The sequence below is a fragment of the Colwellia sp. SU-HH01217 genome (assembly GCF_057543495.1).
The window spans coordinates 74,852-88,661 of the sequence record NZ_BAAJLX010000001.1; the positions used below are offsets into that span (position 1 = coordinate 74,852).

Below are 13,810 nucleotides of genomic sequence, written 5' to 3' on the forward strand. Positions count from 1 at the left end.
CCCTTTCCAGTTTTTTTCTTATCTTTCAGTGAAATTTAAAGGTCATAACCTAGTCTACAAAACTATAGAAAACAACCTTAGGAAGTTGCTATTAGCCCATTAAAAGTTTCAATCAACAATTAATAAATAAAGTATTGATAATTAATTGAGCGATACTTTTTATGCCTCACACACTTTTAATAAAATTAGTTTCTTTTAAAAGTAAACTTATTTAGACCCCTTATTAAAATCAACAACTTACAAAAGATAACACGCTTTACATTTTAAGAAAAACACTTAGACTAATGAATAACTCTTTAATTTAAAAGATACAACATCATGGTCAAGTTTATTTCTGTTTCCGTACTCTCCTTTATTTTATTTGCCTGTAATAACAATGATCAAGGTATTGCTTTAGGCACGTTAGAACGAGATAGAATTGCTCATACAGCTACCGTAAGCGAAGTTATCACCCAGATCCCCGTTCAAGCGGGTAGTCAGGTAACCAAAGGACAAGTGTTAGTTCAATTAGATGATACCTTACAAAATGCTTTGGTTGCTAAAGCGCATGCTCAAATGTTGCAAGCAAAAGCAAACCTTGAAAAGGTACACAATGGCGCAAGAGAAGAAGAAATTGCAGCAGCGTCTGCCGCAGTAGAAGGCGCAAAGGCCGCTTTAATTAAAAGTGAAACAAATTATCAACGGGCAAAAATGCTTATTGCGAAAGATTTAGCAAGCCAAGCAACCCTTGATAGCGCAATAGCTGCCCGAGATGAAAATACCGCTAAACTCAATAGTGCTAAAGAGCAATTATTACAACTTACCAATGGTGCCCGCATTGAAGACTTACGCATTGCAGAAGCTATTTTAGCCACCTCTGTTGCACTATTAGCGAGCGAAGAAAAGCATTTACAAGATTTAACCATCACAGCAAAACGCGACGGTATACTCGATAATTTACCTTGGAACCTTGGCGAACGCGTCACAGCAGGCTCTCCTGTGGCAATTATCTTAGCAGGCAAAGCGCCATTTGCTAGGGTCTATATTCCAGAGCCTTATCGGGTAATGATTAACGTCGGTGATCAACTCACCGTTAACATTGATGGCTTAACTGAGTCGATTCAAGGACAAGTTCGTTGGGTATCCTCAGAGCCTGCATTTAGTCCTTACTATGCGTTAAACCAAGCAGAGCGAAGTAATTTAATGTATTTAGCAGAAATACAACTACCTGATATTGCTAACAATTTACCTATAGGTATTCCTGCACAAGTGCAAATGCCATGAGCATTAAAACTATCAGAAATCCCATCATAAATAATAGTATTGATGACAATGGTGATTTGGCGATATCTGCGGTCAATTTAACGCGAAAATTTGGTGATTTAACCGCAGTAAATTCGCTAAGTCTTCAAGTTGAGAAACAAACGATTTATGGCTTTTTAGGCCCTAATGGTTCGGGTAAAACTACCGCTATTCGTTTATTTACTGGTTTACTTAAACCTACGTCTGGCAGTGTCAATGTTCTAGGCTTGTCGCTACCTAACGATGCCAATCAATTGCGATTACAAATCGGCTACATGACACAAAAATTTTCGTTATACGAAGACTTAACAGTCAAAGAGAACTTACAATTTATTGGAAAAATTTTTGGTTTAACACCTAAAGAACAAAAAAATCGTATTGAAGAATTAATCAGTACCTATCAACTAAATGCTTTGTCAAACCAACTTTCAGGTAGTATGAGCGGCGGTCAGAAACAACGGTTAGCACTCGCTGCAGCGGTTATGCATAAACCTAAATTATTATTTTTAGATGAACCCACTTCAGCGGTTGACCCCGAAAATAGACGTGAATTTTGGGAGCAATTATTTGATTTATGCGATCAAGGCACCACTATTTTAGTTTCCACACATTACATGGACGAAGCTGAGCGTTGCCATAAACTCGCCATTCTAGAAAACGGAATTAAACGAGCTGATGGCTCTCCTTCCACTCTGATGAATGACATGTCATCACATGTGGTTGAGATAGCGTCTAATAATTTACGTCAATTAAAACAACAGTTAATACAATTCCCCGAAATTGTCACTGCAGCGCAATTAGGAGCACATTTACGAGTGCTCGTTAAAAAGCGTATTGATGATCCTATTCATTTTTTAAAGCAGCTGAATATCATACCTGCCAATGATGAGTTGTCGTTAGTTAGACCTAGTCTAGAAGATGTTTTTGTCACTTGTACTGGCTCAAACTTGGTAAAAGGAAACACTTGATGCAGTCGCTCCGAAGAATTCAAGCTATCGTTTTTAAAGAGCTATTACAGCTTAAACGAGACAAAATGACCTTTGGTATGGTGATCATGATCCCGTTTATTCAATTACTGCTTTTTGCTTATGCCATTAATACCAATGTACGTGATATTCCTGTTGGCATTATTGATCATAGTCAAACAGGATTAAGTCGTGTATTAACTCAAACGGTTGAAGCGACAAGTATCGTCAAATTTACGCATCAATACCACTCAATTAAAGCCGCGCAAGCGGCAATAGATAAAGCAGAAGTCAAGGCTGTTTTTATTATCCCTAAAGATGTTAGTCAACGTTTAGTTCGCCACCCCAGCGTAGGCTTTGGCCTACCACCGTCTAGTGATCAAGAAACTTCTCGTCCTATTGCGCAGTGGCTAGTAGATGGTTCAGACACCGTTATTGCCAGCAGTATTAAAAGCCTTCGCAGCATGCCGTTAACTGAACTACTCGATAAACCAGCTAATCGCAGTACACCAACATTTGAAGTGACACTTTTATATAACCCTGAACAGCGCAGCGTGGTTAATATTGTGCCCGGACTCGTTGGTGTAATTTTAACCATGACAATGATCATGTTTACCTCTGCAGCTATAGTACGAGAAGAAGAACGTGGTAATATGGAAATGTTAATCACCACACCACTTGTTCCAATAGAGCTTATGTTGGGAAAGATAATTCCTTATATATTTATTGGCGCTATACAGGTGTTTATTATCTTAGGTCTGGGCCATTTACTCTTTAATGTACCTATTAATGGTGGGTTAACTCAATTAGCCCTCGCTACCTTTTTGTTCATCTGTGCTAGTTTAGTTCTTGGTTTAGTTATTTCCACTATCGCAAAAAGCCAGCTTCAATCTATGCAAATGACGGTGTTTATTTTACTACCGTCTATATTATTATCTGGTTTTATGTTTCCTTATGAAGGAATGCCTATTGAAGCACAATATATTTCAGAAGCGTTACCTGCCACACACTTTATTCGTTTAATTCGCGGCGTAGTATTAAGAGATGTCGCTGTGGTTGAAATGACGTTTGATATGATTTGGCTAATTGCCTTTACAGTTATTGGCTTATTAGTTGCCGCAATACGATTTAAGAAAACCCTCGATTAATAAATTACCTTATTGCAGCTAAGTTCTTCTCGGTTGAGGAGTCATGAACATTTATTACTATTTATTGCTATTTATTACTATTTATTAGTAAAGCGTGCCCACGACATTAACAATGCTTTAAAGTCTTCTGTGCCACAGCAGGCTTCATTGTTTTGATCAAAGTTTTCAAACTCCTCTGATAACTCTTGTGGAATATCAGTCGCTGTACCATTAATACCAGCATTATTTTTAACAACAACATCTGAATGAGATATTTCGACACTATATTCATGACCAGTTATTAACACTTCATGCTGTCGATTTTTACTAACATCGTTAAGCGCAGTTAAAATTTGCGTGAGCTTAGCTGTATTCTCACCGAGTTCAACCTCTAACCATGGACCCATGATTTCATGTTCAAGTGAAAAATTAGCTTTAGCTACACCTGTTATAGGATCATTAATAAATTCGTATTCCATAGGAACTCCGTATCTTTATACTGAAGGAGAGACTTAACTACCTTAGTGACTCATCAACTATTTAGAGCACACTTTGATTGTAGCAAAAAAGTGAAAGATTAACCTATCGATAGCATGCGAAATGGGGCTTTCTATTCATTTGGTGTTAATTGCTGAGCTAACCACTTCTTAGCAGATACATTATCGTCGAAAAAATCAGCAGTTAAATTAACCGATTGGTAGAGTTTTTCGTACATATTCTTGCTTATGCTCGGCGCCAACGTATCGGTTAAATTGATGGCTACGGCCTTAGCATTTACTTGTTTAAGAAAGTTTTTATGACATTCTATAGCTTCTTGAGAAGCCAAAGCCTCTCCTCGAGGAATGAGTAAAACGCCATAATTGTTAACGTTGAGCTCTTTAGTTTTATCTAATAGTTGTTCATGCAATAAATGCACAAACTCAATATTCCATGGCCCTTCCACATCGGCAATAAGAATAGAGCCTTCTATAGATAGCTTGCATTTTCCGTGTGGAGCAAACTGTTGCATGATTTTACTTCCCAAATAATAACCATTCGATAGTTACATGATTATACGTGTTTAAATAACCTAAATTAAATGAGGTTAAACAAAATTAATTTAAAATAACTAACTAGCTCGTGTTGCAGCTGTGACTGTATTTTTCAATAAGCAGGCAATAGTCATCGGCCCTACACCACCAGGTACGGGAGTAATAGCATCACATACTTCAGATACACCAGCAAACTCGACATCACCAACAAGCTTAGCTATACCATCACGCTCAATACGATTAATGCCAACATCAATAACAGTCGCGCCCGATTTAACCCAGTCAGCTTGAACAAATTCTGGTCGTCCAACCGCGGCGACTAATATGTCTGCTTGTTTGCATATTTGAGCTAAATTTTTAGTACGAGAATGCACTACTGTAACCGTACAATTTTCTTGTAACAACAATAGAGCGACAGGTTTACCAACAATATTAGAACGGCCAATCACCACGGCATGTTGACCAGATAAATCATTACCTAGATGCTGTTTAGCTAAAATAATACAGCCTTGAGGAGTGCACGGAATAAGTGCTCCATCTTCACCGTTAACTAACCGGCCTGAATTCATTGCGTGAAAACCATCAACATCTTTTTCTGGTGCAATAGCGGCAATAATTGTGCTCTCATCAATTTGTTTAGGTAATGGTAATTGTACTAAAATTCCATGTACATTTTGGTCGTTATTTAATTGCTCCAAAATAGTTAACACCTCTGTTTGTGAAGTGTTAGCAGGTAGCTTAATTTCATTTGAGATCATGCCAATCTCGCGAGTCTGTTTAACTTTATTTCGAACATAAACTTGGCTGGCAGGATCTTCACCTACTAGCACGACAGTCAAACTTGGTGTGATATTTTTTTCTTGTTGAAGGGCTTTAACCTCAACAGCTAATTCGGCACGTAAATTTGCCGCGGCTTGTTTACCATCGATGATCATTTCAAAGTCTCAAATAGCGTTAAATTACAATTGATTGGCGTATACTTCAGATAGTCTATTGTTCATGAAAATAAAGGTAACAGCAACAGGTAATAATAGCTTTAAAATACGAAAAAGGCATAACAGTGCAGTTTTTAAACTTATTGCCATTCAACATTAAAATGGAAATTGCATATTTAGTTCTATAGTAAAGAATATCGACACTCTTTTTGATTTGTAACATTAATAATTAACTTGTTATAAAGTCACTCCCGCTATACTTAGCTTAACTATTGTTTTCATCAATAAATTAGTGTTTAATAAACAAACTAGACCGACTAATCAGTCAGTCGTAACTATATTATTAATAAGTAACAAATAGCTGATTAATAACATAGTAATTAATCAGCTATATTAACCATGGAGAAGCATGAATATGTCCGTTGAAATAAAGTTAAGCAAAGAGTCCTTACAAGAAATATTAGTTAATCAACAATCGGCATATCAACTTGCTCCTGCTCCATCTTTACAGTTAAGAATTAGCCAACTAACACAACTTAAAGATGCCTTATTATCACATCAAGACGAGTTGGTTAAAGCGCTAGATCAAGACTATGGTCAGCGATCAACACAGGACACGTTAATATCAGACATTCTTCCCTGTGTAATGAATATTAATTACACAATTAAGAACCTTAAAAAGTGGATGAAACCTCAACGCCGTCATGCAGGTTTATTATTATCACCAGCGAAAGTGACTGTCCATTATCAACCTCTAGGAGTTATTGGGATAATGGTACCTTGGAACTTTCCGGTTATGTTGTCAATTGGCCCATTAATTACTGCAATTGCCGCAGGTAATAGAGCCATGATCAAACTATCTGAGTTCACCCCTGAAACAAATACTATTATCACAAAAGTACTTGCGAGCATTTTTGACACTAATACTGTAGCTGTTGTCGAAGGTGAAGCCGAGGTTGCTGCTGCGTTTTCTGCACTGCCATTTAATCATCTACTGTTTACTGGTTCAACAACTGTCGGTCGGCATGTGATGCGTGCGGCAGCTGATAATTTAACACCTGTCACTTTAGAGCTTGGCGGTAAATCACCGGTAATTATTGCAGACGATATGCCAATTGAAACTGCCGTGGAACGTATAATCTATGGTAAATGTTTAAATGCTGGACAAATTTGTGTCGCCCCTGATTATATCTTTTGTCCACAAGAAAAAATCGCTGACTTTATTAGTACTTATCAATCCCTTTTCCAAAAAATGTATGGTAAGCAATCAACAAGTGCAGATTACGGTAATGTTATTAATGAAGCTCAGCATAGCCGTTTACTTTCTTGGCTTGATGATGCTGTTGCAAAAGGTGCTACGGTAACGCCTGCCAACAACCAAACAATTAACAGAGAGTCTCGTCAATTAGCCACCCAACTAGTCACTGGCACTTCAGACGATATGTTATTAATGCAGGGCGAAATATTCGGCCCTATTTTGCCCATTATTGGTTATTCGGGTTTAAGCGAAGCTATTGATTATATAAACCAACGCCCTCGCCCTCTTGCACTTTATATTATGAGTTTTGACGAACAAACACAGCAAACCTTACTAAGTAATACGCACTCTGGTGGTGTTTGTATTAACGAAACTGTCTTTCATGTGGCGGCAGATGATGCGCCTTTTGGTGGTATTGGTGATTCAGGTATGGGTCATTATCACGGAAAAGAAGGATTTTTGACCTTCTCAAAAGCAAAAACGGTATTATCTCGTGGCAAGCTAAATACAGGTAAACTGGTGCATCCTCCTTATGGCGGTTTTATACAAAAAATGATGTTAAAAATGTTTATGAGATAAATACCATCAAGCTGTCTTGAGTGTTAACCAGGTTAGTTAACCTGAGCTCGGCTTAACAAATATTTTTCTAGCAGCTATTTTTCCTTACTTCTTCGTTAAATTTCTTGCAATAGGCTAGCTATTGACGCGAAATTTGCCTTGAATTAAGGAAAACTATCAAGCTAGAGTGGAGTAAAATAATTCTTTACCTATTTTTCAAACTGTTAACCATCTCTTAAACCGAGTTCAGGTTAGCTAGTGCAAACCAAACGCCCGTTAACACTTATTTATATATAAACGACAACTGATTGATTCAATAAAGATGAATAAAAAAGTAACTATCAACAAAAAACAACAACTACTCAATAGTGCACTCAGCTTGTTTGTTAGCCAAGGTATTGATGCAACATCAACCGCATCTATTGCTAAACATGCTGGCGTAGCAAACGGCACTTTATTTCATCACTTTCCTTCTAAAGAAGCTCTTGTATTAGCTTTATATAAAAATATTAAGCAAGATTTTTCATTGCAAATTACACCTTTTCAACTAAATAAAGCACAATTAAAAAAGCAAGCGAGAACCGTGTGGGATGAAGCAATTAACTGGGCTATTAATAATGCAGATAAGCAACAATTTTGTTTACAAGTAAGTCAATACCAACAGCTTTCAGCGCAAGTTAAATCTCAAATACTCGAAGAAGAGTTTGGTTATTTACCGCAACTTATTTTATTTGGTCAGCAACACAATATTATCGCCCATTACCCAATAGCTTTAATGGTTGATAATGCTCATGGGCAATTTATTAATAGTAGTACTTACTTAGCAAACAACCCTGAACTAGCGCATGATGCCAAGCATCGAGAGGCAATTTTTGAAATGTTCTGGCGAGCTTTTTCTATCTAGCTTCTATTGAACATCAATTAAATACCGTTTTTTAACGATAGTTAATTGATGTTTTTCAATAAAATCTATACAACTTATACTGAAGAATGCTTATTAATTCGCAGCAACCGCTTTAGCGCCTGGGCGACGAGGGTCAGCTGCACCTAACATCACACCACCTTTAAGCACAATAGATTGCAAACTCCCTAGCGATGATGATTTTTTTACCGTATACCCTTTTGCTTTTAAAAGCTCTACGGTATCACTTGGAACATCATGCTCTACATATAAAATATCTGGCTGCCATTGATGATGGATACGCGGTGCATTTGTCGCTTCAGCGACATTCATATCAAAATGTAAAATATTGACTATTTGTTGAAACACTGAGGTTATTATTTTACTGCCACCGGGAGAGCCTGTCATTAAATATGGCTTACCTGATTTTAGTACAATGGTAGGAGTCATTGAACTTAATGGACGTTTATTCGCTTCAATAGCATTAGCTTCACCGCCAATTAATCCGTAACTGTTTGGACTCCCTGGTTTTGCTGAAAAATCATCCATGGTGTTATTCATGAAAAATCCCGTGCCAGGAATAATAATACCACTACCGTAATAATGATTTAACGTATAGGTATTACTCACAGCATTACCTTGGCTATCGGTTACAGAAAAATGAGTGGTATCTGGGCTTTCATATCTAGCAGGATCGCCCGCTTTAATATCACTAGAAGGGGTAATTTTATCAGCACTAATCCCTTGAGCTAATTTTTCAGCATAGCGTTTGTCAATTAAACCTTTCACTGGTACTTCAACGTAATCAGGATCGCCCAAATATGTGGTTCTATCAGCGTAGGCACGCTTGAATATTTCCGCCTGAAAGTGTAACAGATTAGCACTACCTTGAGCCACATTGTCTAGCGGCAGCGCTTCAAGCATATTTAACATTTGAATAAGATGAACACCACCAGAGCTTGGCGGCGGCATGGTAACAATTTCATACCCTTGGTATGTGCCTCGAATAGGTTCAACTTCTTTTACACGATAATTATCTAAATCTTTTAATGTCATTAAACCATTACTTTTTTCCATCGCATCAACAATTTTATGGGCTATATCGCCTTGATAAAAACCTTTACGACCATTTTTTTGTAAGTAAGTTAGGGTATTAGCTAAATCTGGCTGTTTTAATGTCTCGCCACTCTTATAAGATTGACAGCCTTCTTTAAAATAAACTCGACATGCTTCAGCATTTAACCGTAAATAATAAGCTGAACGCTCAATTAAACTTTGCATATCATCGTCAATAACAACGCCTTTTTCTGCCGCTAATTTGGCAGGCTCAATAACATCTGCCCATGACATAGTGCCGTACTTTTTAAGAGCATGGTGTAACCCAGCGACAGTTCCCGGTGTGCCAGCAGCCGCTAAGGTATCTAATGCCATTGCTTTATTGGGTTCGCCGTTTTCATCTAAAAATAAGTCCCTATAGGCAGCATCTGGTGCGGTTTCGCGATAATCGATAGCTATAGTTTTATTTTCTTTTGCTAAATGCACTAGCATAAAACCACCACCACCTAAATTTCCTGCCCGTGGTAAAACAACAGCTAAAGCAAAACCAACAGCTACAGCGGCATCTACCGCATTACCGCCGCGACTTAAAATATCAGCACCAATATTACTCGCTATTTCACTTTGACTGACAACTAACCCTTTACGCGCAATAGTAGGATGAAATATATCACGGTAATCAACTAACAAAGGGGGTGAAATGGTTTCTTCAGCAAGCACTGCTCGACTTTGTATCATCAACGTGAACAAAACAAAGGTGAAAAATAGTAGTGTTGCAGTTGTTTTAGACTTAATAAGTTCGCTTTTATTCAAGTATTACTCCATTGCATACAATAGTGTGTTACACATTAACTTTATCGTTTAATAGATTGAAGAGTATACGCCATTAGAAATTCTATACTCAAGCCATTCCCGTTTTTACTTGTTTATTCATTTACTTAATTTGCATATAAGCCTATTATTTTATATATAATTTACGTTTTGTATTATTGTTGAATATTTTGTGATAAAAGAAAAATTAAAAAGCAATAAAAAAAATCCCTATTCAATTTTTATATATCTTCTGATATTAATAATTAGCATAGGCTGTATCGAATTTATAATCGCACATCTAATTCCGTGGTTAGCCACACTATTCCCTGCACTCTCTGAAACGATTCTTCGCACGATACTACTTAGCTTATCAATCACCCCAATTGTTTATTTAACAATTAAAAAACGTAACTCCGGTGTGTTATCAAATAAAGCAAATTTACGAAATAAGTTAGTTACTTCAGCAGGGCTTCCTTTAATTATTGCTATTTCATTAATGCTTAATATCGTTATTCAAAAGCAAAATCAAATTGCGACTTTGCAATTCACTCAAGTTATTGTTGATTTTGACATTGCTTTTGGCAACTTTATTGATGCTTACAATAAAGAAATAGAGTTGAGCATGTTACTACTAATAAATAATGATGACTCAATTAAAAAAGATTTAAAGGCACAGCGTAAGCTAGTCGACAACTTATCTCCCCAAATAAAAGATTTTTTATTAAATAAAGGGGTCTATGTTGGTCGGATAGAAAGATCCTATATTAAAACGTTTGAACAAAATTTAGCTCTCATGCGAAAAAATGTTGATGATGGCTCAGTGACTTGGCAGTACATTATCAATTTTTTCGTAGCCTCAAATAAAGATATGCTGTCAAGACTTAACACTTTTTCTGAACAAATAATCAATAAAGACATTAATAAGCGGCATGTTAATTTTCTCACCTTGATAAAAATAAAAAGCATTATCAATGTTAATCGCGTGGTGTTAACTGCAGCAACTTATAACGCGAAACATGATAAATTTGATGAGGATATTAGGCCATTAAAGCGCAGTATTCGATTAAAGAACAATCAAGAAAAAACTTACTTCGACATTTTCACTTCCTCTCTCGTTGAAGAGTATAAAGATGATATTTTACAAATACTTAATCAAAAAACCTTTAAAGATTCACTTATTCGACAAGAGGCACTTGAAGAAAGAAAAACCGAACAACTATCAGCCCAACTCGAAGCTTATTTAGGCTATAACGGCTTAATCCACCAATTTAAAAATTATTTATTAAGAGGTAATGAAGAATACCTTAATTCGTTTGTTACCTTACATAAAAAAATTGTGGGTATTTCTAATAACTTACGAGAAATTCTTCAATACGATGTAAAAGCAATAAAATATTTAGATACTTTTAATGAAGTTATGAATGAATATAACGCAAAAATTTTATTAATAAAAAAATATCGAGAATCAGGTTTGAGCGTGACCGAAATAGACAAGATTGTCGCAATAGACGATAAGCCAGCAAGTCTAGCGCTACAATATTTTCAAAATAGTTTATGGGAATACGATCCAAACCAAACATTAAAATTAATTATCGATAAACAATTAATTATTAATGACATTGAAAGTAACATAGCAACAAGCATGCAAAACAAGTTAGATGAAGTATTAATAGAAAAGAACAGAGAATCTTATCTTACTGCCACTCTCGCCCTTATATTAACTTTACTCGTTATCGCTTTATTAATTATTATTAGTAGAAATATTAGCCTTTCTTATCAGCAAAGAATTGCCGCTTTAAATAAAGCAGAAGAGGCGGCTAAATTAAAATCTGAATTTTTAGCCAATATGAGCCATGAAATTCGTACACCAATGAATGGTATATTAGGAATGTTAGGGTTATTGCTCAATAGCAAAATATCTAAAGAACAACACCATCAACTTAATATTGCCAAGTCTAGTGCCGATGCTCTGCTCACTTTAATCAACGATATTCTCGATTTTTCGAAAGTAGAAGCAGGAAAGATTGAATTAGAATACTTAGATTTTAATGTCCGTAATCTCTTTGGCGACTTCACAGAGTCTATGGCGCTAAATGCCCAAGAAAAAAATCTAGAAATTATTTTAGACTTAACAGGAGTCGAGGATTCTATGGTGAAGTCTGATCCTGGTAGAATCAGACAGATACTTACCAATATTGTAGGTAATGCAATTAAATTTACCAATGCCGGAGAAGTAGTAATAACAGCCAAGCTTAATCCTTTACCTCAAACTAACTTAATGGAATTACGCTGTAGTATATCCGATACAGGCATTGGCATTCCAAAAGATAAACAACAAAATATGTTTGATGCTTTTAGCCAGGTTGACGCCTCTACAACAAGAAAGTATGGAGGCTCAGGTTTAGGGTTAACCATTACCAAGAAATTTTGTCAGTTACTTGGCGGTGATATCCATGTCGAAAGCAGTGATGGTGAAGGCAGTTGCTTTACTTTCACCCTACAAGTTGAAAAGAGTGAACAGTCTCAATTAGTAGTCCCTAAAATAGATGTTTCATCGTTACATATTTTAATTGTTGATGATAACGCCACCAACAGAGAAGTTTTACGGGGACAATTAAACTTATGGGGAGCAAAAGTTACCGAGGCTGAAAATGGCCAACAAGCACTAACCATCTGCGAAAATCTAATCGAAAATAATAACAACAAATTATTTGATATCGCTATTCTTGATATGCAAATGCCTGAAATGAACGGCGCAGATTTAGCTATAAAAATAAGAAAAAATTCACTTTTTGATGATATAAAGCTCGTTATGATGACCTCTATGGGGGAGAAAGGAGATGCCCAGTATTTCGCTGATATTGGCTTTAGCGCCTACTTCCCTAAACCTGCTACCACGGTCGATATATTTAATGCACTTTCTGTAGTAGCTGATAATGGTGAAGCGTTAAAAGGCGCTAAGCCTTTAGTCACACATCACTACCTTAACTCTGTTGATGCTAAACAAAATATTCAACAATTACCGCAACTTTGGCCGGCTGAGACTCGCATATTGCTCGTTGAAGATAATCGTATAAATCAAGTGGTTGCTATTAGTATTTTAAAACAAATGGGCTTGACTGCTGATGTAAGTGCCAATGGCATTGAAGCAATTAATGCATTAAAAAAAGCCCTAGATACAAAGCCATATTCTATAGTAATTATGGATTGCCAAATGCCTGAAATGGATGGCTATGAAGCCACTAAACAAATTAGGCTTGGCGCAGCAGAAGAGATGAACAAACAAATTCCAATTATCGCTATGACAGCAAATGCAATGCAAGGTGATAAAGAAAAGTGTTTAGCTGCCGGAATGAGTGATTACTTATCTAAACCCATAGAACCTGAAACAGTTCATAAAATGATGATGACTTGGTTGAAAGTTGATAAAAATAATGGAGATAACCCAGTGCTTGAAACCATTAATGACAAAACAGAAGCAGTAGCTGAAATGTCATTGGATCAAGCAAATAAGAATCTAGTTTGGAATCAATCCTCATTGTCAAAACGTGTTAATGGCAACCAACAATTTATGAGCATGATGATTAATGCTTATATCGAAGATAACACAGAAAAATTTAATGAACTAAACACCGCGATTTCTGAAAAAGATAAAGAGAAAATCAAATTCTCACTTCACTCTATAAAAGGCTCTGCAGGTAATATTGGCGGGATGAATGTTCAGGCACTAGCTGCCTCTATGGAGTTAACGCTAAAAGAAGAAGGGATCGATGCGATAACACAAAATATGGAAGAGTTTACGAACGAAAGTAACTTATTAATTGCTGAAATAACTCGCTGGCTGAGCGATCAAGGTTAAAGTGCTCAGCCCCAAGCATCTATGAG

General features: G+C 36.4%; 10 protein-coding genes. 6 read left to right on the forward strand and 4 right to left on the reverse strand.

What is annotated here, in order from left to right; genetic code table 11:
• Positions 1-318 precede the first annotated feature (318 nt).
• The 3 genes from AC27G3_RS00250 to AC27G3_RS00260 are packed head-to-tail and all read left to right on the forward strand — an operon-like array spanning position 319 to position 3,394.
• Positions 319-1,263 (forward strand): HlyD family secretion protein, encoded by a 945-nt coding sequence (locus AC27G3_RS00250; RefSeq protein WP_487117814.1) that lies wholly within the window; start codon positions 319-321, stop codon positions 1,261-1,263.
• Positions 1,260-2,249, forward strand: a complete 990-nt coding sequence (locus AC27G3_RS00255) for an ABC transporter ATP-binding protein (protein WP_487117815.1) — start codon at positions 1,260-1,262, stop codon at positions 2,247-2,249. The genes AC27G3_RS00250 and AC27G3_RS00255 overlap by 4 nt, the downstream gene beginning before the upstream one ends.
• On the forward strand, positions 2,249-3,394 hold the full coding sequence (locus AC27G3_RS00260) for an ABC transporter permease (protein WP_487117816.1): 1,146 nt from the start codon (positions 2,249-2,251) through the stop codon (positions 3,392-3,394). The genes AC27G3_RS00255 and AC27G3_RS00260 overlap by 1 nt, the downstream gene beginning before the upstream one ends.
• 77 nt (positions 3,395-3,471) lie before the next feature.
• Here the strand turns inward: AC27G3_RS00260 and AC27G3_RS00265 are convergent, their stop codons facing one another.
• The 3 genes from AC27G3_RS00265 to folD all read right to left on the reverse strand — a co-directional run bounded on the left by AC27G3_RS00265 (position 3,472) and on the right by folD (position 5,339).
• A complete protein-coding gene (locus AC27G3_RS00265) occupies positions 3,472-3,852 on the reverse strand; it encodes a YacL family protein (protein ID WP_487117817.1) in 381 nt (126 codons plus the stop codon).
• Positions 3,853-3,983: 131 nt separating this feature from the next.
• Positions 3,984-4,382, reverse strand: coding sequence for a hypothetical protein (locus AC27G3_RS00270; protein WP_487117818.1), 399 nt, complete (start codon positions 4,380-4,382; stop codon positions 3,984-3,986).
• 99 nt (positions 4,383-4,481) lie between these two features.
• Positions 4,482-5,339, reverse strand: a complete 858-nt coding sequence (gene folD, locus AC27G3_RS00275; RefSeq protein WP_487117819.1) for a bifunctional methylenetetrahydrofolate dehydrogenase/methenyltetrahydrofolate cyclohydrolase FolD — start codon at positions 5,337-5,339, stop codon at positions 4,482-4,484.
• 409 nt (positions 5,340-5,748) lie between these two features.
• On the opposite strand from folD, the gene AC27G3_RS00280 reads away from it, so the two are divergent.
• Together AC27G3_RS00280 and AC27G3_RS00285 are read left to right on the forward strand one after the other, a co-directional pair.
• A complete protein-coding gene (locus tag AC27G3_RS00280; RefSeq protein ID WP_487117820.1) occupies positions 5,749-7,176 on the forward strand; it encodes a coniferyl aldehyde dehydrogenase in 1,428 nt (475 codons plus the stop codon).
• A gap of 301 nt (positions 7,177-7,477) precedes the next feature.
• Positions 7,478-8,059, forward strand: a complete 582-nt coding sequence (locus AC27G3_RS00285; protein WP_487117821.1) for a TetR/AcrR family transcriptional regulator — start codon at positions 7,478-7,480, stop codon at positions 8,057-8,059.
• A gap of 93 nt (positions 8,060-8,152) precedes the next feature.
• Here the strand turns inward: AC27G3_RS00285 and ggt are convergent, their stop codons facing one another.
• The gene (gene ggt / locus AC27G3_RS00290) at positions 8,153-9,925 is read right to left on the reverse strand and encodes a gamma-glutamyltransferase (RefSeq protein ID WP_487117822.1); all 1,773 of its coding nucleotides are present in this window, start codon (positions 9,923-9,925) and stop codon (positions 8,153-8,155) included.
• 190 nt (positions 9,926-10,115) lie between these two features.
• On the opposite strand from ggt, the gene AC27G3_RS00295 reads away from it, so the two are divergent.
• Complete coding sequence (locus AC27G3_RS00295; protein ID WP_487117823.1) at positions 10,116-13,784, forward strand: response regulator; 3,669 nt, start codon at positions 10,116-10,118, stop codon at positions 13,782-13,784.
• Positions 13,785-13,810: the final 26 nt, after the last annotated feature.